The 20,917-nt window shown below is 31.6% G+C and carries 20 protein-coding genes; 7 read left to right on the top strand and 13 right to left on the bottom strand.

From position 1 onward, the window contains the following. Positions 1-65: 65 nt before the first annotated feature. From KO504_RS17310 to KO504_RS02340, 4 genes are all read right to left on the bottom strand, one after another. Entirely contained in the window at positions 66-290 is a 225-nt protein-coding gene (locus KO504_RS17310; RefSeq protein ID WP_252723601.1) for a hypothetical protein, read from the bottom strand. 23 nt (positions 291-313) lie between these two features. After that, positions 314-976 carry a 50S ribosomal protein L11 methyltransferase gene (locus KO504_RS17305; protein WP_252723600.1) on the bottom strand — a complete coding sequence of 221 codons (663 nt, stop codon included), beginning with the start codon at positions 974-976 and terminating at the stop codon, positions 314-316. Positions 977-1,346: 370 nt separating this feature from the next. Then, on the bottom strand, positions 1,347-2,327 hold the full coding sequence (locus tag KO504_RS02345; protein ID WP_215924726.1) for a PLP-dependent cysteine synthase family protein: 981 nt from the start codon (positions 2,325-2,327) through the stop codon (positions 1,347-1,349). 126 nt (positions 2,328-2,453) lie between these two features. Beyond that, the gene (locus KO504_RS02340) at positions 2,454-3,686 is read right to left on the bottom strand and encodes an ABC transporter permease (RefSeq protein ID WP_215924725.1); all 1,233 of its coding nucleotides are present in this window, start codon (positions 3,684-3,686) and stop codon (positions 2,454-2,456) included. Between the two features lie 9 nt (positions 3,687-3,695). On the opposite strand from KO504_RS02340, the gene KO504_RS02335 reads away from it, so the two are divergent. Then, positions 3,696-5,012, top strand: coding sequence for an exo-beta-N-acetylmuramidase NamZ family protein (locus tag KO504_RS02335; RefSeq protein WP_215924724.1), 1,317 nt, complete (start codon positions 3,696-3,698; stop codon positions 5,010-5,012). Between the two features lie 8 nt (positions 5,013-5,020). Here the strand turns inward: KO504_RS02335 and KO504_RS02330 are convergent, their stop codons facing one another. The 5 genes from KO504_RS02330 to KO504_RS02310 all read right to left on the bottom strand — a co-directional run bounded on the left by KO504_RS02330 (position 5,021) and on the right by KO504_RS02310 (position 8,737). After that, positions 5,021-5,434 (bottom strand): hypothetical protein, encoded by a 414-nt coding sequence (locus KO504_RS02330; protein WP_215924723.1) that lies wholly within the window; start codon positions 5,432-5,434, stop codon positions 5,021-5,023. A gap of 116 nt (positions 5,435-5,550) precedes the next feature. Beyond that, a complete protein-coding gene (locus tag KO504_RS02325) occupies positions 5,551-6,414 on the bottom strand; it encodes a glycerophosphodiester phosphodiesterase family protein (protein WP_354667376.1) in 864 nt (287 codons plus the stop codon). A gap of 28 nt (positions 6,415-6,442) precedes the next feature. Continuing rightward, positions 6,443-7,285, bottom strand: a complete 843-nt coding sequence (locus KO504_RS02320; protein WP_215924721.1) for a sterol desaturase family protein — start codon at positions 7,283-7,285, stop codon at positions 6,443-6,445. A gap of 5 nt (positions 7,286-7,290) precedes the next feature. Then, a complete protein-coding gene (locus tag KO504_RS02315; RefSeq protein WP_215924720.1) occupies positions 7,291-8,190 on the bottom strand; it encodes a hypothetical protein in 900 nt (299 codons plus the stop codon). Positions 8,191-8,242: 52 nt separating this feature from the next. Continuing rightward, positions 8,243-8,737, bottom strand: coding sequence for a YkgJ family cysteine cluster protein (locus KO504_RS02310; RefSeq protein WP_215924719.1), 495 nt, complete (start codon positions 8,735-8,737; stop codon positions 8,243-8,245). A gap of 71 nt (positions 8,738-8,808) precedes the next feature. On the opposite strand from KO504_RS02310, the gene KO504_RS02305 reads away from it, so the two are divergent. Beyond that, positions 8,809-9,507: a class I SAM-dependent methyltransferase gene (locus tag KO504_RS02305; RefSeq protein WP_215924718.1), complete on the top strand. Its 699-nt coding sequence runs from the start codon at positions 8,809-8,811 to the stop codon at positions 9,505-9,507. 98 nt (positions 9,508-9,605) lie between these two features. Here KO504_RS02305 and KO504_RS02300 read toward each other — a convergent pair whose 3' ends face one another. The 4 genes from KO504_RS02300 to KO504_RS02285 form a co-directional block, all read right to left on the bottom strand. Further along, entirely contained in the window at positions 9,606-11,222 is a 1,617-nt protein-coding gene (locus KO504_RS02300) for an amidohydrolase (RefSeq protein ID WP_215924717.1), read from the bottom strand. Between the two features lie 97 nt (positions 11,223-11,319). Then, complete coding sequence (locus tag KO504_RS02295) at positions 11,320-13,056, bottom strand: TonB-dependent receptor (RefSeq protein WP_215924716.1); 1,737 nt, start codon at positions 13,054-13,056, stop codon at positions 11,320-11,322. 33 nt (positions 13,057-13,089) lie between these two features. Next, positions 13,090-16,113: a tetratricopeptide repeat protein gene (locus tag KO504_RS02290; protein WP_215924715.1), complete on the bottom strand. Its 3,024-nt coding sequence runs from the start codon at positions 16,111-16,113 to the stop codon at positions 13,090-13,092. Positions 16,114-16,232: 119 nt separating this feature from the next. Then, the gene (locus KO504_RS02285; RefSeq protein WP_215924714.1) at positions 16,233-17,828 is read right to left on the bottom strand and encodes a right-handed parallel beta-helix repeat-containing protein; all 1,596 of its coding nucleotides are present in this window, start codon (positions 17,826-17,828) and stop codon (positions 16,233-16,235) included. 188 nt (positions 17,829-18,016) lie between these two features. Between KO504_RS02285 and trpA the strand changes: the two genes are divergently transcribed. From trpA to KO504_RS02260, 5 genes are all read left to right on the top strand, one after another. Further along, positions 18,017-18,778: a tryptophan synthase subunit alpha gene (trpA, locus tag KO504_RS02280; RefSeq protein WP_215924713.1), complete on the top strand. Its 762-nt coding sequence runs from the start codon at positions 18,017-18,019 to the stop codon at positions 18,776-18,778. A 1-nt stretch (position 18,779) separates the two neighbouring features. Then, the gene (locus KO504_RS02275) at positions 18,780-19,004 is read left to right on the top strand and encodes a hypothetical protein (RefSeq protein WP_215924712.1); all 225 of its coding nucleotides are present in this window, start codon (positions 18,780-18,782) and stop codon (positions 19,002-19,004) included. Further along, positions 18,994-19,446 (top strand): tRNA (cytidine(34)-2'-O)-methyltransferase, encoded by a 453-nt coding sequence (locus KO504_RS02270; RefSeq protein ID WP_215924711.1) that lies wholly within the window; start codon positions 18,994-18,996, stop codon positions 19,444-19,446. Before KO504_RS02275 ends, KO504_RS02270 begins: the two co-directional genes overlap by 11 nt. Before the next feature lie 68 nt (positions 19,447-19,514). Beyond that, positions 19,515-19,865: an EF-hand domain-containing protein gene (locus KO504_RS02265; protein WP_215924710.1), complete on the top strand. Its 351-nt coding sequence runs from the start codon at positions 19,515-19,517 to the stop codon at positions 19,863-19,865. A 129-nt stretch (positions 19,866-19,994) separates the two neighbouring features. Then, on the top strand, positions 19,995-20,885 hold the full coding sequence (locus KO504_RS02260) for a YitT family protein (protein WP_252723599.1): 891 nt from the start codon (positions 19,995-19,997) through the stop codon (positions 20,883-20,885). Positions 20,886-20,917 lie beyond the last annotated feature (32 nt).

Raw genomic sequence — 20,917 nt, 5'->3', positions numbered from 1 at the left:
TTTTAACCGTATTTTGTATGCTATAAATTCGGTTCTAATTATAGCATCAATAACAAAACCGCTCATTAAATATATGTTAACACCCAAAGCTCTACTTCTTCAGTCTCTCTATACTGTAAGCTACGCTTTGTTTTTTCTGATCCTTTTTTAACGTTTTTCTTATAACACTTTTCTAACTGAAACCGTCCACCCTTAGCTATTTCTTGTTCAATAGGATTGGATTTGGCTACACCTGTAATTTGTGCAAAATTAGAGAAGATAAGTACCAACTTTCCATCTGGCAATAACATTTGCTTTGCGGCTTGAAAAAAGTCTAAAACAAAGTATCATTATAATAAATAGCTGCATCTAAATTATTTAAACCTCGTGTTTCGGCTAACCAAGGCGGATTAAAAACAATGAGTTCTGTTTTATTTTTCCATTTGCCAAAAAGCGATCCAAAGTCGAGTTCTATTTTTCGAGACAGTTTGGTATCTCCCATCATTTCTGTTAAACCAATTATAGCATTAGGATTTGTATCTGTTGCAAAAACCTTTTGAAATCCATGCTTTACCATTTGTAATGCTAAAATACCACTACCAACTCCAACATCTATTGCAGATTTTTTAGGACCACTGTAACGTTTTAACCAATTATCAAACAATTCTAAATGTTCAAAGCGTGTTGGAAAATACGTTCCATAATACGGATGAATTTTATTTCGCAATCCTGGTATTGTTATCCCGTTTGTGTACCACTGCCAAGCACTGTTTAAACCTTGTACTTGTGGAAGGGTTAATAAAAAATCGCTCGTTTCTGGATATAATTTTTTAAACCAGCCAACAACAGGAGCCTTCTTTGCTACTAGTTTATGATTTTCAATTTCTACAATTATAAGATTGGAAAGCTTATGATAAACTGCACGATATGCACGTTGCTCCTTAAATGATGTATTAGGTAATGTTCTGTTTAGATGTTCTTGTAAACCACTTAGCAATACAGATCCGTTATTATAAAACTCGGTAATTAAAACAGGATTACCTGCTTCTAGTACATTAATAATACTTTTTATGTCTTCTCCTCTATTATTATATATAGTGACATCTTTTAGCGGTAAAAATGGTTATGGTTTATTTATTTTAAGATCTATCATTATAGTTGGTTTCCCTTTTGGGTGAAGGTAGGTAAATGCTTCTGCCAACTATGATGAATTAAGAAGGAAATAACATTGAATCAATTACTATTAAATTGAAAATAAAGCAAATAGTGATGATTAGCCCTTTCAAAAGGGGGTTAAACAAAAAAATCCTGATAATGAAATCAGGATTTTTTTTATATAATGAGATTCCTGTCTTCGCAGGAATTTGTTAATCGATGTAACCCATCTCACGCATCCAATCGTCATTAAACATTTTACCAACATAACGACTTCCATGATCATGAAATAAAACCACAACAACATCGTCTGGTTTAAAATGCTCTTTTAATTGCAATACTCCTTTTATAGCAGAACCTGCAGAATTCCCTAAAAACATCCCTTCTTCCTTAGCTAAACGTTGTGTGTAAACACAAGCATCTTTATCGGTTACCTTAGTAAAGCCATCAATAATATCAAAATCCACATTTTTTGGTAAGATATCTTCTCCTATACCTTCGGTAACGTAAGGATAGATTTCATTTTCATCAAAAATTCCGGTTTCATGGTATTTTTTAAATACCGAACCATAAGTATCTACTCCCCAAACTTTAATATTTGGGTTTTGTTCTTTTAGGTATTTTCCAACACCAGAAATAGTTCCACCAGTACCAACACCAACCACAAAATGAGTGATCTTGCCATCTGTTTGTTTCCAGATTTCTGGGCCTGTACTTTCGTAATGCGCTTTGGCATTACTTGGATTGTCATATTGGTTTACATACCAAGAATTTGGTGTTTCTTCTCCTAATCGTTTTGATACAGAATAATAACTTCTTGGATCATCTGGTTCTACTGCAGTTGGACATACTATAACTTCTGCTCCAACAGCACGCATAATATCTACTTTTTCTTTAGATTGTTTATCTGCCATTACAAAAATACATTTGTAACCTTTTACTATAGCAGCTAAAGCCAATCCCATGCCTGTGTTTCCAGATGTCCCTTCAATGATTGTTCCTCCAGGCTTTAATCGTCCATCTGCTTCTGCATCTTCAATCATCTGCAAAGCCATACGGTCTTTAACTGAATTTCCTGGGTTAAAAGTTTCGTATTTAGCAAGTACTAAACAAGGTAAATCTTTCACTAGTTTATTCATTTTAACTAATGGTGTATTTCCTATTGTACCTAATATATTTTCTGCGTAGTCCATAGTAATTTTTCAGATTGCAAAAATAAGTGAAAAGTTAAAAGTATAAAGTTAAAAGTTCGTTATTATAGTGATTAGTCTTTAATAAAACAATTATAGCTGTACCTCTCTAATGCTTATAACTGAATATTAATCGAATCGTATAGCTTTAACTGGCGAAATCTTAGAAATAATTACTGAAGGAATTAATAGCATTAATAAACAGACTATAAATGTGCCAATATTAAGTAGTATAATATAATCCCAACCAATATAAACAGGAGCAGTACTTACATAGTATGTGTCTGGATTTAGAGGAAATAATTTTAAATACTTCTGAGCAAATAACACTCCTAAACCAATAATATTTCCCCAAAGTAAACCTAAACCAATTAAGTAAGACGCGTTATAAAGAAACACCTTTCTAATTGTCCAATTTGAACTTCCTAAAGCTTTTAAAATCCCTATCATGGCTGTACGTTCTAAGATTAGAACTAATAAGGCTGTAATCATATTTATACCAGCAACAACAATCATAATAACTATGATACCGTAGGTATTGTTATCAAAAATCTTAATCCATTCAAAAACGGTATAATATTTTCGTGTAATAGATGTTGCATTCAATACTGAAGGAACCGATTTAAATACCTCAATTGCTTTTTCTTCGACTTGAGAAAAATCATCAATAAAAACTTCAAAACTTCCTATTTCGTCAGCTTTCCATTTATTAATACGCTGTATGTGTCTTAAATCTGCAATACAAAATTTGGCATCTAATTCTTGAAATCCAGAATTATATATGCCCACAATTTCATAATTAATAATACGTGGTCTATCATTTAATGGGTTTCCAAATAAGGTTTGAAATTTATCTCCAACTTTAAATTCTAAACGATTTGCTAGGTATTTAGAGATTAAAATTTCCTCATTTTGCTTTTGTGTAAAATCAGGTAATCGTCCTTCAACTAAAAATTCTTTAAAATAGTCCCAATTATAGTCGGCCCCTACTCCTTTTACAACAACACCTTCAAAATTGGTTTCAGTTCTAATTACAGCAAATTTTGTAGCGACTCCTTGTATATGTTTTACTCCTTCTACATCATCAAAATTAGGATAAAACTCTTGGTTAATTGAAATTGGTACTTGAGATTCGTCCGAAGCGTTTGTATCATAATTAGTAATTTCTATATGGCCGTTAAAAGCCACAACTTTATCTCTAATTTTTTGCTGTAAACCCAAACCTGTTGCAATAGCAATAAGCATTACAATAATACCAATAGCAATTGCTGCGATACCAATTTTAATTATTGGTGCCGAAACACTACTTTTATACGTTTTATTACCAATTATACGTTTAGCTATAAATAACTCAAAATTCAAACCTACTCTATGCTTTTAAAGGATGTCAAAAATACAGTTTTATTCTCGATAATTATTGGGATATGCTTCCTTACATTTTCTTGTGGAAATAGAATTAAGTCTGAAGCAGGCGACTCTAAAGGTAAAATGTCAGTAAACACAGATACTTTAACTGCCTTTACTCAAGCTCAGCATGGCACATTCAATACAACAATGCAGGAGGAAAACATTATTGTAGCAGCAAATAGAACTGAGTTATACCTACCTTTATTAAAAGATAAACGCGTAGCTGTAGTTGCAAATCAGACAAGTGTTATTTTTAAAAATATTGAAACTCCCCATGATTTTTCTTATACTCATATTGTAGATTCTTTACTACATTTAAATATTAATATCAAAAACGTTTTTGCTCCAGAGCATGGTTTTAGAGGCACAGCAGATGCTGGTGAATTAGTAAAAGATGGTATGGACACCAAAACAGGGCTACCTGTTTATTCGTTACATGGCAAACATAAAAAACCAACGACGTCACATCTTAAAGATGTAGATATTTTGGTTTTTGACATACAAGATGTTGGAGTACGTTTTTACACTTATATTTCTACATTACACTATATAATGGAAGCTTGTGCCGAGCAAAATATTCCATTATTAATTTTAGATCGGCCTAATCCAAATGGCAATTATATAGATGGTCCTGTTTTAGAAAAAAAGCACAGTAGCTTTTTAGGAATGCACCCTATTCCTTTAATTCATGGTATGACCATTGGGGAATACGCAAAAATGATTAATGGTGAAGCTTGGCTTACTAACGGTAAAACTTGTGACATTACAATTATTGAAATGAAAAATTACAAACATGATAGCACATATAGCTTACCTATAAGACCTTCACCAAATTTACCTAACGACCAATCAATAGTATTATATCCTAGTTTAGGTTTGTTTGAAGGCACAAATATTAATGCAGGAAGAGGTACAGAATTTCAGTTTCAACGTTTTGGCGCACCATTTTTAGACAAAAATCATTTTAAATTTAGCTATACACCTGTTGCAAATTTTGGTTCTAAGTACCCAAAGCACCAGAATGAAACTTGTTATGGTGTTGATTTATCTGAAATAAAAGTAGAGCGCAGTTTTACTTTAAAATATGTTATAGATGCTTTTAACCATGCTTTAGATAAGTCAAAAGTTTTTAATACCTCTAACTTCACTACGCATGCAGGAACCGATAAATTACAACAACAAATTGAATCTGGCTTAACAGAAGATGAAATTAAAGCCACTTGGAAAGACGACATAAATGCTTACAAAAAAATGCGCCGTAATTATTTGATATATAATTAAACGAACTATTAATTAGTTGCAAATACAATCTTTTTGGGCTTTAAGTTAACAATACCTTCTGGCTCTTTTTTAGGAATATCCTTTAGTATTTTAACAACAAATACAATTCGCTTTGGAGATTGTATTGCTACAAAAACATGCTTCCCTTTAGATAATTTATTTAGTGGTAATCTATACTCCGTTGTATCAATTTCAAAATCGAGTTCACGTGTGTAATTTTGATTTATAGTATAAAGTGAATTTATGATTTTATCACTTCTTAAAATCAGAGTATCTTTAGTTGTATTTAATTGATGAATGAAATCTTTAGCTTGAATATTTCTATTTTTTTCAAGCTTGGCATAAGATTCTTGCGCTTGTAGTGTAAAACCTAATAAAAATAAAAGAATGAGGACGAGGCAAATGCGGATAAAATTTTTCAAAATAGAACTTACTTTAAGTTATAAAAAAGCATGTGTTAACTCAATAGTAATTAATTAATCCGCTTTAAACATAGGTGGTTTTAGGATTAAATGCCATATAACTTACATTATCTGCTCTAAATACTCGACGAACTGCATTGTAAAGACATTTTCTGCTTTAAAAGTTTAATTAAACGATCTGGATAATCTGTAATAATGCCATCTACATTAAAAGATAACATTTGTTCCATAGCTTGATCTTCGTTAATTGTCCAAGGAATAACATAAAAACCTTTATTTTGATACCTTCTAACAGATTCTGCCGTTACTAATTTAAAGTACGGACTTATAATCTCTGGTTTATAAGACAATGCTTCTAATTTGTCTTCAATTGTTTCATTCTCATCAATAAGTAAAGCCACTTTCATATTTGGTAATTGCTTTTTGACCTCTTCAAGAATTGCTAGATCAAACGATTGAAGATTAACACGATTAAGCATGTGGTTGTCTTTAATTTCATCTAAAACCAATTTCACATAAGGTTTTGGTTTTGGTGTAAAAATCGCATAATACTGAGGTTCCGATTTAATTTCGATATTAAATTTAACATTTGATTGTTTTGCTTTTACTAAATCAAATACTTCAGACAATAAAGGCTTATATGTTTTTATCTTTGTTTGATTTGGAAAGCTTGGATGAAATTTTGATCCACAGTCAAACTGTATAATTTCATTATAATTCATCTTAAACAAATTAAATTTTGTTTTTAATGCATCTGGAATATCCATTCCTTCAGTATCATAACAAATGTTCGGATTCATATAGGCTTCATGAGAAACAACCACCTTTTTATCTTGAGAGATAACAATGTCTAACTCTAAAGTGGTTACACCTAAATCAATAGCTTTTTCAAAAGCAAGCAAGGAATTTTCTGGAAATAAACCTCTACATCCTCTATGACCTTGTATGTCTAATTGTTTTTGTATTGGATTGCAACTCACGCTACATAAAATTAAAAATACAACTATACTAGTTTTCGAGATCTGCTGAAAGCGTAGGTTTTTCATAAACTTCAAATGGTTGTTTAAGTAAATCTTTGATATTACTATTCTTAACTTCATCTGGAAAAACATCTACTCCATAAACTAACTTTTCACGCTCCATATATAAGAAGGTTCCAAACATACGATCCCAAATACTAAAAATATTTCCGTAATTAGAATCTGTATATGGTAATCTATAATGATGGTGAATTTTATGCATATCTGGCGAGACAATTACACAACTCAATGCTTTATCTAAGCCTTTTGGCATTTTAATATTGGCATGTGTAAACTGTGTAAAAATTAAAGACATCGCTTGATAAATCATCACCAAAGCAATAGGTGTACCAACCACAAATACACCTACAAGCGTAAACACAAATCGAATTAAACTTTCAATAGGATGATGTCTATTAGCCGTTGTTGTGTCTACTTTGTGATCTGTATGATGTACTAAATGTACCATCCAAAGCGGTTTTACCTTGTGCTCAACAAAATGTGCTAAATAGGCCCCAAAAAAATCGAGTAACAATACTCCAAGAAAAGCATACAATCCCAATGGCATGTCTGGTAACCAATTAATGATACCAAAATCGTTGACTTTTACCCAGTCTGCAGCACCTAAAAGTAAAAAGGCTAAAGCAAAATTGATAACAACTGTTGTTAACGTAAAAAAAAGATTTGGAATGGCATGTTGCCATTTATTATATTTAAACTTAAATAATGGCAAACCACTTTCTAGCAGCCAAAAAAAAGTGAGACCTCCAACTAAAATAAGACTTCTATGTAAAGATGGGATGGTTTCAAAATAACTAATGATGGTTTCCAATACCTTTAAGAATTAAGATTAATAATCATCTGTGCTTTCTTCAAATTTACAGAAGATATTTGAGATTCCCATAATGCGGCATTAGTTTCGTCATTTAAAACCCTATAAGCTGTGTAATACAAAAAAGCTACAAATGCTTTGTTATTAATTTCAATATCTTCTGCATCTATCCTTTTTAATTTTCTTAGTACTTTTTTGGGAGACTTTGTAATTAGAAGTTGTTGCATCTTTAAAAGCTCTACTCGCTGTGATAATGTGAGCTGCTCTTCAACAGGATTTGTACTTATAAATTCAGAAGCTTCATCTAAATAAATATTACCAAGTTTAAGCAGCTCTTCTCTAATATCTGCTTTCATATACATTGAAAAATCAACATATTTTGAAGCTAAATAATAAGCGGAATAAAAATCCTTTTTATTTTTATAGCCTTTTAATTCAGGCGCTATAAATTCGGTATTTAAGGCGTAATTTTCAATTAACTGCGAAATGTTCTCATAATTATTAGGATTGCCAGAAAGGTTTAAGATATTACCATTGACATCCATAATTTTAATAGAGTCTTCGTTGAACTTATCTATATATGCTTGGGTGCGCTTTCCCTTAATTTGCATATATAAATCTGCATACTTATTTTCATTAACAATTACAGGTACAAAATACTCCCAAATTAAAGGGCTTACAGTTTCGTCTTCAAACAAGTTTTCAATAAAAATAGTCTTACCATCATCTGTATTAACTAAAACCGGATAAGGATATTTTGTTGTTTCTTCCCATACCATCAGTACCATTTTATTTTGTACTGTAGCTAAGCTTTTAGCGATATCCAAATTAGTCATCCACGGCTGAGCGTTAGATAGATTCACAGTAAAAAAAAACAATAACGCTACTATAATTAACTTTTTCATATTATAATTTTAAACAATTGGATATCAAAAACTATTCCGAAGCACAATACGATTACAACTGAATTCGTTTTTTCATTGCTTCAACAATATTATAAGCTGCAGGACAAATGGCGACATTCTTCATTGTTAAATTAGAGATTTGCTGAAACTTTTTTCGATCGGTATGTGGAAATTCTCGACACGCTTTAGGTCGTACCTCATAAATAGAACAATAATTATCTTCACCTAAAAATGTACACGGAACCGACTGCAACACATAATCGTTTTCTTCATCTAATCGCAAATAAGTATCAATAAATTGTTGCGCTTTCATTTTAAAAGATTTCGAAATTCTTTGAATATCTTTATCTGTAAATAGAGGGCCTGTGGTTTTACAGCAATTGGCACACGTTAAACAGTCGGTTCGTTCAAACTCTGTTTCGTGCAACTCTTGCATCAAATAGTCCAATTGCTTTGGTGGTTTCTTTTTTAGCTTTGTAAAAAAGGTTTTATTTTCCTTATGCTTATCTTTGGCGAGCTTTGGAAGATTATTAATTTGGTCTTGCATAAAACAAATTTAACTAAAGTTATCTTTACATTTTCTATAAAAATAAAAATCACTCGAACCCACAAAAAAATATGACTAAAGATCTCTTCGGAAAAGCATTATTAGATTACCAGAATGGAAATTATTCTGAAGACATTATCACTTCTACTCATATTTCGGATGCAGACCCTTTACCACTTCCCTATTTATTTAGAGATTATTCTGAAATGCCAACATTGGAACAAAAAGCACTTCAACTTAGTAAAGGTAATATTTTAGATGTTGGCTGTGGCTCTGGCAGTCATTCGTTGTGGTTACAAGAAAAAGGCTTTCATGTAAAAGCCATTGACAGCTCTGAAGGTGCCATTAAAGTAGCAAAAAAGCGCGGTGTTTTAAATGCTGAATTAAAACCACTTTTACAAGAAACTCAAACTTTTGACACCATCTTGTTATTAATGAATGGTACAGGAATTTTCCAAGAGTTAACGCATGTTTCTAGGTATTTGAAACATTTAAAGTCGCTTTTAAATCCCAATGGACAAATTCTAATTGATTCTTCTGACATTTCATACATGTACAAAGATGAAGATGGAGGTCTATGGTTAGACCTTAACCAAGGCTATCTTGGAGAATTGGATTATTTTCTGTCTTACAAAGGAGAAAAAGAAACACCAATGAAATGGTTATATCTTGATTTTGAAACCTTAAAAACAGCCTGTATAACGGTTGGTCTAAAATGTGAGAAGGTAAAGGATGGCGAGCATTTTGATTATTTGGCTCGTATATTTTAAGTTACTTATCACACAGAAACACTGACAAAATTTATAAAAAAACAATTAGAGTTATACTTTTTTTTAGTGTTAAAGCTTTTGCGTGGTAGACCATTAATTTACTGCACTTCTCCGCCAACCACAGTTTTTAATACTTTAATATTAGGAATTTCATTAGCATCTACCGTCATAATATCGTTGTCTAGAATAATAAAATCAGCAAATTTGCCAACTTCAATACTTCCTTTTTCATGATCTTCAAAATTAGAATAAGCAGCCCAAATAGTCATTCCTTTTAATGCGTCTTCCCTACTTAAAGCATTTTCCATTTGAAAACCACCTTCAGGGTATTGTTCTAAATCTTGTCTGGCAACGGCAGCATAAAATGTTAAAAACGGACTAACACGCTCTACAGGGAAATCGGTTCCTAATGCAACTTTTCCATACGCGTTTAATAATTGTTTGTATGCATAAGCTCCTTTTATACGTTCTGATCCTATTCTATCTTCTGCCCAATACATATCGCTTGTTGCATGTGTTGGTTGAATAGACGGCATAATATTTTTATAAAAATCGAAATCTTCTGGAGACACAATTTGTGCATGTTCTACTCTCCAACGTCTATCGTTCTTTCCTTTAAGAACTTTATTGTACGTTTCTAAAACAGCTCTATTAGCAGAATCACCAATGGCATGAGTATTCATTTGAAACTCTGAGTTTGCTATACGTTCTGCAGCTGTTTTTAAGGTTTCTAGATCTGTTACCATTAAACCTGAATGCTTAGGTTTATCTGAATATGGTGCTTTTAACATTGCTCCTCTAGATCCTAAAGCTCCATCGGCATAAAACTTAAACGAACGTACATTAAGTTGGTCAGTTTTTGTAATACCTTTATTTAAGAAGTAATCTAAATTTTCTTCAGAATGAGAAACCATAGCATAAATACGCATTTTTAACTCTCCTGAATTTTGAAGGCTTTCTATTAATTCTATTTCATCTTTATTTAATCCTGCATCATCAACCGTTGTTAGACCTAAATCAAAGCATACTTTTTGAGCGTCCAACAATGCTTTTGTTTTTTCCATTTTGGTTGGACTAGGCCAATGGCTCATTACTAAACCTATAGCATTATCGATTAAGATTCCTGTAAGCTCTCCGTTTTCAATAACAACTTCTCCTCCTTCAATCTTGCTATTCTTTGTCACATTCCCTAAATCTAAAGCGGCTTGATTGGCTAATATGGCATGTCCATCAATACGAGATAGAGCAATTGGTGTATTAGGATATAATTTATCTAAAAGTTTTTTGTTTGGAAATTGTTGATCTTCCCAATCATTCTGGTCCCAACCTCTACCTAAAATGAATTTCTTATTATTTTCATTTTGAAAATCCAACACACGTTTCATTAGCTCTTCAAAACTCGTTGTACCAACTAAATTTACCGTTTGTTTATTAAAACCCAAGCCTAAAAAGTGACAATGAGCATCAATAAAACCAGGAACAATAGTTTTTCCATTTGCATTAATAGTGTCAACAGCTTTGTATTTATTATCAATTTCTGAAGTTGAACCAACAGCAATAATTTTTCCGTCTTTTACAGCAAACGATTCTGCTTTATTGAAGTTTTCATCTACGGTATAAATATTCGCATTTGTAACGATTAAGTCTGCTTGTTGTTTGTCTTTTTGACAAGCAAAGATTGTAAGCAACGTTAGAATAGGTAATAATTTCTTCATATTAATTGGTTTATAAGCATTGTAAAAATAAGAAAAGCGTTCCAAATTGGAACGCTTTATTATATAACCTCTTAAAACTCGTACTTATGTAAGAATTTTAAAAGTCGAATTGATATGTTGCGCCAGCCAAAAACTGAATGCCTTGGATTGGAATGTTTAACCAGCGTTCGTAATTTTGATTTGCAATATTGTTTGCTTTAGCAAAAACAGATAATTGTTCGTTTATTTTGTAACCAACATGGGCATTTAAATCAAAATAACTATCTAAAGTTACTGTTTTTATTGTGGTAGCTATAGGATCTGAAATTTCATCGGTAAAAATATCTTGATCTTTACGTTCGCCTACAAAATAAGCACTTGCTCCTGCAAACCACTGTTCTGAAATCTGATAGTCCATAAATACTGACGCTTCTATATCTGGTAAGTTCCATGCGTGTGCTTGGTCGTCTGTATTGTAGGCAAAATATTCTCCTTTAACTCCTAAAGTAAAATTTCTATTAAAATCTACATTTAATTCACCTGCAATAGAAAACGTTGTCACGTCATCGTAAACCATACCAAACGAGTTTCCGTATTGGTAATCTTCTGGCAGAAATGTTAATGCTTCGTTAGCTTTAAATAGGGCCTTTTCTTGTTCTGACGTATAGTTTCCGCTCACATTATAACTAATATTATTAGTTAACTTCCCCTTGACACCTACAAAAGCTCTAAACTGTTGATCTGTTGGTGCAATAAAAAGTGTTGGAGACACAAAAGGATTTACATTAGCAAAATCGTAATATGAGTTCTGAACTAATCCACCTGTTAAACCTCCATAAGCGATTAAAAGTTCATCTACTAAACGGTAAGACGCTTCTATATTTGGGTGGATAAAGAATTCACTCTCGCTTAACTCGGTGTCATTATAATACGTTAACCTTAGACCTAAGTTTATTGTTAAGTCATCTCTATTTAATTGGTAAGACGGTAAAACACCAAACATAAAATTACCGTAATTAATTTCGCCAGATCTGGTATAATCAGTATCAAAACTTCCTCCTAAATAATCTACAAACACCTCAGTATCTATATAAGCATCTCGTACAGGTACATCAAAACTGGTTTCTGCCATAAAACGATTTTCTCCTGAATCTTGATCATCACCAAAGCGTCTAAAGCGAACACTTGCATCTTTAACAATGGCATCATCAAAATTAATTTTACCGCCAACATTAAAGCTATGAAAACTATGCTTTGGATTTATAGTATCTGCTGTCGTTTGTCCATAATATTGTTGTGGCAAACCATACCAATTATACGTTTGTAAATCGATACCTCCATCTACTTTCCAAGTAAAGTCTCTTAAATTTTTAGAATAATGTGCATTCAATTTAGTCTTTGAAAAATTATCATCTAATAACAATTTATCAATACCTCCTTGTGAGGAATGATGACTAAAATAACCACCAACATTTTCGTCTTTACTCAGCTCATGATTCAAATACACTTCTCCCAAAATGGTTGTGTATGTTCCTACGCCTAGTGATGCGTAATTATCGTATAATTTTACTGCTTTTGCTCTATCAACTGTTGCTGCCTTTCCTTTTGCAGGTGTAAACGTTGAAGCTACAGGAATAGAAAAAATGTTGTATTTTATTTCTTTTTTCTTAACTGTATTTGAGTCTCCTAATTTTGGATTATCTTTAATTTTAAAGGCATCTGATATTGTAGGAGTATATGGTTTTATAACGTTAACCGTTTGGTCACCAATAGTATCTTTTGTGCGTTCTTGAGCAACAACAAATGTCCAACTGCTTGCTATGGTTATTATAAAAATTAAAAACTTGATTTTCATTTTATGTGTTTTGATTTGATGTATCTAATTATTTTAGTTGTCATCAGTTTCAACGGATGAATTCGTCTTCGCTTCCTCTGCTTTTATTTTATTCAATTCTGCTTGTGCTTCAGTAACTACATCTGTAAAATCCGGAAAATTACTAATTACACTTTCTAAAATATAAGTAGCCTGAAATGCATCTCCTAAAGCGTAAAAGTTCTTTGCCATAACCACCAAGCCTTTGGCGCTATACAATTTATAACTACCGTAATCCTTTGCCAATTGTTGAATAACAGTGTTTGAGGCTTCGTACTGACCTTCTTTATTTTTAAAATACCCATTATAGAATAAGGCTTCTGCAGCGACGCTTCCGGTTGCTAATTTTTCAACTTCGGCATAAGCTGTTTTTGCTTTAGCTTCGTTTCCTGTTTTAATGGCTGAACGTGCAATAATTAATTTGGCATCACTCTTAACTTTGTTGTCTAGTTTTAAATTGCTTAAAACTTTTTCAGCATAGCTTTCTGCTTTAACGTAATCTTCAGTTTGATAATAGGCATTCATTAAGTTAGATTGCGCGTAAACCACATTCTGAGGATAGTCTGCTTCTAGCTCTAAATCTTTTAACTCAAGAATAGCTTGTTCCCAATTAGATTTGCTCAAATAAATCTCACAAAGCTTAACCGTTGCTTGTTCTGTGTATTCCGATTTTGAGGCGTCTACAACAGCTTTATAATGTGGTTGTGCATTATCAAACAACTCTTTTTTATAATACAATTGTGCTAAATAGAAATGTGCTTTTTGATTGTGAAGTCCCTTTGGAAACTCGTTCAAGTATTTATTAAACTGACGAATAGCTTTATCGGTTTCGTTATCTAGATATGGTTTCTCTGCTGCTAAATAAGTAGCATTATCTAAATCCACATCAGTAACCTGAACATAATCTAAAGTTCTTACCCAATTTGCGTACTCATCTACACGACCTAAATCGATATAAATTAATCGTACTGTAGAAACCGCTTGAACCGCTTCTCCTGAGCCAGGAAAATCTGTTGCTACTTTTTTAAATTTCGTTAATGCACGATTGTTATCATTTCCGTTATAATACACCAAACCTTGACGTAATAAGGCTTTTGATGTAAACGCACTTGTTTTGTATTCTGAATTTAAACGGTCATACATTTGCATCGCTTTATCCGACTCGTTGGATTTTACATAAGAATTTGCCAACTCATACATGGCATCGTCACGTAAAGCTGATTTTGGATAATCGTCTATAAACGATTTTAACTCTGAAATTTTAGCTGAACCTTTACCTAAATATCCTTGGCTCATTGCTTTTTGAAAGGCTGCATAATCCGTTTCAATCTCATTTATTTGAATCGCTTTATTGTAAGCATCAATAGCATCTTTGTAGTTACTAGAAACAAAATAGCCATCTGCTAATCTTAAATAGGCATCGTTTTGACGTAAGTTGTCATTTTTTGGTTGAGCTATAAATTTCTCAAAATAGTTAGATGCATTATTATAATCTTTAAGCTTAAAATATGTGTATGCTAAATTGTAATTAAGATTTTCGTTTTCTGGTAAATTTGAAGACTCGCTAAACCCATTAAATTGTTTGAAGTCAATTAAAGCATCGTTATAATTGGTTAGATTATATTCTGTTTCTGCTTTCCAAAATGTTGCTTTTGCTACAAAAACAGGATCTCTTGGTTCTTTTAAAGAACTCTTAAATAAGTTTAAAGCGTCGTTGTATTTGTTTTCGTTATACAATTCTACGGCTCTAAAAAAAGCTACTTTTTGGTAAGCGGCTTTATGCTCAAAACTATTTTTACCCTTTAACAATTCTAGAGCTTCCTTGTAGTTTTTAGAGGTGATATATGAATCAATTAATAAAGTTTCAACTTCATTTTTAAAACCTGAATTAGGATATTGCTTTAAATACCCTGTTAATACTTGTGGTACGGATTGGTATGGGTTTCCTATTTCGTAACTAATTTTTGCGTAATTTAACCAAGCATCTTCCTGAATTTTTAAATCAAAATCCATTTGTGACGCATTTCTAAAAGCGTTTAAAGCTTCTTGTTTTTTATCTAAATTAATACAACTTTCTCCTAAATGGTAATACGCATTTTGTGCTACAGAATTATCTCCTCCAATAATTTTATTGAATTCTGAAATGGCACTGTTGTAATCGTTTTGTTTGTAATACGCATAACCTAATTGGTAATAATCTGTATTGTTCCACTTTCTGTTTTTGCCTTTGTATGCTTTTAAGTATGGTATGGCTTCAGCATATTTTTCAAGATTAAAATAACTCTCGCCAATGATTTTTGATAATTCAGATTTTTCTGCTGCATTACTCTTTGGTAATTGTTCTTGGGCAAGTTCTATTGCCTTTTCAAACTTTCCTAGTTTAAAATTTAAATCGGCTTGATAATACGATAACTTTTCTTTGTACTTTTCGTTATCACTAACTTGGTCAAAATACTCATTTGCCGTATCGTAATCATCTCCTTGATACGCCAAGAAACCAATATAATATTTAGCTTGCGAACCGTATTCTTCAGAATTTACAACTCTATTTAAATATTTGGTTGCTTGCTTTTCATCTTTAGTAGAATACAAAGAATAGCCGTAATTAAAATTGTAACGTTCTTTTTCTGATCGCGCAATACTTCTTTCATCTACTTTCTCATACCATTTACGAGAATAAGCATATTTCCCATTATCAAAATAATAGTCGGCAACATCTAAAAAAGCCGTATTTCTTTTGGTACTTGTTGGATACTCTTCAACAAACGCTGTAATTAAATCGTCTGCATTTTTCTGATTTAAACGCACAGCACAATTAGCGATATAATACGCACAATCGGATTGTATGGTAACGTCGTTTGTTTCATCTTTAACATCGTCAAACAAAGACTGAGCAGCCTTATATTGCTTATTATTATATAAAGCCAAAGCCTTTTGATAGTCTTGTAAATCGCTGGTATAAATGGCAGATTTTTGTGCCATTACTACTGAAGAAAAAACTAGAAAAACGATGATTAACTGTTTTTTGAATAACATCATTTAGTTATGTGTTTAATTGATGATTTAATTTCGGTTCAAATATAATTCAATACCAAATCTATAACGATAGAATTTGTTTATAATTATAAACGGAGTTATTAAAAAATAGTTTTTAGTTCTTAAAACAACCATCCGAATAAACGTTTAAATAAACTTTCTTTTTTTGGTTGCTCAAATTCAATTCTAAAGACTCCAAAATTATTAGCAGATTTTGTAGCTGTATTGTTGTGTAATGGTTTTTCAAATCTTGTTAATGCCAATGGGAATTCTATTTTTAAATTTTTTGAGATTTCACCAGATGTAATAACAACAGTTCTGTTTTCTATATCATATATTTTGAAAGTTGAGCCTTCTTCAATTTCAAATTCATTAAAATTGACTTGAACAGCCGTTCCATTTTTATTTAAAATAGCAATATTAAATTCTGTCCCATCATTATTAAGTTTATACACTTTTATAACAGGAGTTGTTTTAAAATCTTTGAGTTGTTTTAATTCACTTTTAGATTCAATTTTAAATTCATTTTGCCAAGCTTTAATATTATAATCTTGCTGCTTCAAAATTCTAAACCCTTTGAGTGATCTTGTATAGTATGAATTATTATCCATTTGTAACCCATTATTATTTAAAGCTAATAATACTGAAGAATTAAAATGAATATAACCAGTGTAAATAATGTTGTTTTTAAAAACTAGAGACTTTGTATGCAATATATTTAAGGCATTATTTTTTCCGATAATAATATTATTTTGAACCGAAACATCTTCAACGGGTGCATTAGCATTAAAACCTAAAGCTAAAGATGTACCATAACCATAATTTTTGCTATCGTTAAAGTCTACATTATGATAAAGGACATTATTTAATACGTTAATGTGCTTGGCTACGTTAATCCCTTCTGCATCTTTGGATGCTATAATAACATTATCTACATGCTTTCCTGCAGGAGAACCATTATTAAAAATGATGTTGTTAGTGAGATTAACATACTTCACAAACTCTAATTTAGAGCCTGAAGTCGCTGACCAAACCTCAATACCTTTATAGTAATTATTAAAAATAATATTATTATTTATCTGTCTGATTTTATCACTTTGATTTTGAATATAGATACCAACTCCATGACCTCTTTTACCTTGATAACCGTTGTTGTAAATCATACAATTTTCAATTACTGTACCTCCTGTCGCTTTCCACGACCCAATTCCTGAACCTGGTATATTGTGTATAATTAAGTTTTGAAACATACAGTCTTCACCTTTTTGATGATTAATCCCAACTGCAGCTTTAAAATCTGCATCAGAGTCTAAACGCGAAAAATCTCCTAAATATGTGACTTCAAAATTTTTGTAAATCACATGACTACCATTAACCTGTAAAACATAATTTACTTTGCCTTCTGTATTTCCATTGAGAATAACCTTATCGTTCTTAAAAGCAGAAACTATAATCTTTTTATTAGTTTTTGTAGATTCTAATACGCTTCTATAACGACCTGTATATATACCTTCATGAATCCATATAACATCACCTCCATTAACCTTTTCTGAAGATTGAGACAATGCTGTTTGTAAATCCCATGGGCGCTCAATACTACCATTACCATTTGGTGTCCCGACAGTTGTACTGCCATTTACAGGAAAAACATGAAACTCTTTTTGAGCGAATGAAATTGCTGAAATAAATATTAATAATAAGCTTATAGAATACTTCATAAAAGTAAAAATTCAATTATTGTGCCAATGTTATTTTTAGTTTAAAAAACTAAAATCAATTACAAATATCGAACATTCAAGTGCTGTAAAAGAAAAAAATAAGCTAATTACATAATAGTAAACTTTCGTTTTTAAGTTATATTTTTACAGTAAAATTTCCAAAATACAATTAAGACAACATATCTATTTTGAACAGAATAAACGAAAAACTAAAAGAAGACAAAAAACTATTGTCAATCTATTTTACAGCAGGTTATCCTAACACTAATGACACGGTTACTATTATTGAAAATCTCGAAAAAAGTGGTGTAGATATGTTGGAAATAGGATTACCATTTAGTGATCCATTAGCAGATGGCCCAACCATACAAGCCAGTTCTACGGAAGCTTTAAAAAATGGAATGACTAGCGCATTGTTATTTGAACAACTTAAAGACATTAGAAAAACGGTTTCTATTCCGTTAATTATAATGGGTTACTTTAATCCGATGTTACAGTATGGTGTTGAAGCCTTTTGCAAAAAATGCCAAGAGGTTGGAATTGACGGACTCATAATTCCTGATTTACCTGTCGATGTCTATCATTCAGAATACAAATCAACTTTTGAAAAGTATGGTCTAATAAACGTGTTTTTAATTACACCACAAACATCAGATGAACGCATTCGTTATATCGATTCTGTATCTAACGGTTTTATTTATATGGTAAGTTCTGCAAGTGTAACAGGAAGTAATTCTGGTTTCGGTGAGGAGCAAACCAATTATTTTAAACGTATTGCAGACATGAAATTAAAAAACCCTCAAATTGTAGGTTTTGGCATTTCAAATAATAAAACCTTTAAACAAGCTACAGCATATGGAAAAGGTGCTATTATTGGTAGTGCTTTTATCAAACATTTAACTGAAAACGGAATAGATACTATTGATGATTTTGTAAGCTCAATCTTATAATATGAAATTGCTCAACGACTGGAAAATAATACTCTTACTTTGCTTAACCTTAGGCTTAGCTCCATTTTTTCCTGAACCACATCTTTTAGGTAAAATACGATGGATTGCAGGAGGAGCAAACGGAATGGCTTTAAAAGATTGGTTTGATGTGGTCTTCCACGGCTTTCCTTTTGTATTATTAATACGATTAATTCTTATTAAACTAACACGAAAAAATGCCGCTTAACATCGTACTCATAGAACCTGAAATACCAAATAACACTGGTAATATTGGTCGTTTAGCCTTAGCTTCAGGCTCAAAACTACATTTAGTAAAACCATTTGGATTTGAAATTGATGACAAACGTTTAAAACGTGCAGGACTCGATTATTGGCAACATTTAGAAGTTATATATTATGATAACACCGAAGACTTCTTCTTAAAAAATAAAGATGCTAAAATGGTGTTTTTATCCAGTCATGGCACAAAATCCCATTGGGATATTAACTTTACAGATGATCTATTTTTGGTTTTTGGAAAAGAATCTGTTGGATTACCAAAACCATTAGTCAAAAAATATGACACTCAATTATTTAAAATTCCGCTATACAGTAAATCCATTAGAAGTCTAAATTTAGCAAATGCCGTAAGCATTATTGTTTATGAAGGATTACGACAAATCAAATAATTTTATGGAGATTAAACTTTTTCGCTTATATTGGTCTAAATTTTAAACAATACCTAAATCGTAATACAATGATTACTAAAACATTAAAAATAGGTTTTTTTATTATTACCATTGCTTCATTTTCATTGGTAAGTGCTCAAGAAAAGCTTAATACAAAGAAAGATAGATCAGTAAAAATGTTTAATTATCTTGACACCAATACGGATGACAAGATTAACCTTGAAGAGTTCAAAGTGCGCTATGAAAAAGAATCTACAGAAAAAATAACAGTTGAAAAACTTTTTGCTAGTGCAGACACTGACGCAAATGAAACATTAGATAGAGCCGAATTTAAAATCTTTTACGAACAAACTCAAAAACCTAAAAGAATAGAAAACCAGGTACATAGACCTAAAAAAAAGGTTGAAAAAAAAGGATAACCCTATTAAAAAGAAAAAAAGATTTTAAAGCTTACAAAAAAACCTCTAGATATTCTAGAGGATTTTTTTTGTCTAATTGATAAATAAATGATTTTGGTTTTGTAACTTTTCCTCAAATAAAAACAAAACTTGAAACACTCAAAAACACACAATTTTTTATCAGAATATGGTCAGATTGCAATAGGTATAGGATTAGCCAGCATTGGATTGAAAGCATTTTTACTTCCTAACGGATTTATGGACGGAGGAGTTACTGGCATTGCCCTATTGGCTAACAGACTTATTGGTGTAGATATTTCATTGTTGCTAGTTATATTTAGTTTACCATTTTTAATTCTAGGCTATTATACCGTTTCTAAACGTATTGTTATAAAGTCTATTCTTAGTATTCTCGCCTTTGCTTCATTAATTCATTTTGGAAATTATGGAACAATTACAGAAGACAAACTACTAATTTCCATCTTTGGAGGCTTATGTTTAGGAGCAGGAATTGGTATTGCGATTAGAAATGGATCCGTTTTAGATGGGTCAGAAATTTTAGGAATCTATCTCAATGACCGTTTTGGATTTAGTATCGGTCAAGTTATACTGCTTTTTAATGTTGTATTATTTAGTATTACGGCCTATGTCGTCTCTGTTGAAGTTGCGCTCTATTCTATCTTAACCTATATTATTACAGCAAAAGTCACAGACATGACTATTGAAGGTTTTGAGGATTTTATTGGTGTCACTATTGTGTCTAATGACTATGCCGCAATTAAGCATGCCATTATGATTGAATTGGGAGTAGGCCTAACCACCTATAAAGGCTCTAAAGGATTTGGAAGCAATGGACCTCAGCAGGATTTTGATATTATTCACACCATTATTAATCGTATAGACATCAAAAAAATGCATCGTATTATTGAAGAAATAGACGAAAATGCTTTTATCGTTGAGTTTGATGTAAACAATGTTAAAGGTGGTGTATTACGACATTATCTCGATAAGAAAAAAGGTAAAACATTACCTAAAATCTAAGGTTTGATGCTACCATTTTAACTTTAATATAT

The organism is Winogradskyella psychrotolerans (assembly GCF_018860565.1).
GTDB lineage: Bacteria > Bacteroidota > Bacteroidia > Flavobacteriales > Flavobacteriaceae > Winogradskyella > Winogradskyella damuponensis.
Note: the sequence above shows the minus strand (reverse complement) of the source record. Positions and strands in the feature narration are given on the sequence as shown.

Coding starts and splice junctions, on each gene's coding strand:
- KO504_RS02305 (WP_215924718.1), top strand. CDS start 8,809: ATGACTAAAGATCTCTTCGGAAAAGCATTATTAGATTACCAGAATGGA.
- KO504_RS02310 (WP_215924719.1), bottom strand. CDS start 8,737: ATGCAAGACCAAATTAATAATCTTCCAAAGCTCGCCAAAGATAAGCAT.
- KO504_RS02290 (WP_215924715.1), bottom strand. CDS start 16,113: ATGATGTTATTCAAAAAACAGTTAATCATCGTTTTTCTAGTTTTTTCT.
- KO504_RS02275 (WP_215924712.1), top strand. CDS start 18,780: ATGAAATTGCTCAACGACTGGAAAATAATACTCTTACTTTGCTTAACC.
- KO504_RS02300 (WP_215924717.1), bottom strand. CDS start 11,222: ATGAAGAAATTATTACCTATTCTAACGTTGCTTACAATCTTTGCTTGT.
- KO504_RS02345 (WP_215924726.1), bottom strand. CDS start 2,327: ATGGACTACGCAGAAAATATATTAGGTACAATAGGAAATACACCATTA.
- KO504_RS17310 (WP_252723601.1), bottom strand. CDS start 290: ATGTTATTGCCAGATGGAAAGTTGGTACTTATCTTCTCTAATTTTGCA.
- KO504_RS02270 (WP_215924711.1), top strand. CDS start 18,994: ATGCCGCTTAACATCGTACTCATAGAACCTGAAATACCAAATAACACT.
- KO504_RS02315 (WP_215924720.1), bottom strand. CDS start 8,190: ATGAAAAAGTTAATTATAGTAGCGTTATTGTTTTTTTTTACTGTGAAT.
- KO504_RS02265 (WP_215924710.1), top strand. CDS start 19,515: ATGATTACTAAAACATTAAAAATAGGTTTTTTTATTATTACCATTGCT.
- KO504_RS02285 (WP_215924714.1), bottom strand. CDS start 17,828: ATGAAGTATTCTATAAGCTTATTATTAATATTTATTTCAGCAATTTCA.
- KO504_RS02295 (WP_215924716.1), bottom strand. CDS start 13,056: ATGAAAATCAAGTTTTTAATTTTTATAATAACCATAGCAAGCAGTTGG.
- KO504_RS02335 (WP_215924724.1), top strand. CDS start 3,696: ATGCTTTTAAAGGATGTCAAAAATACAGTTTTATTCTCGATAATTATT.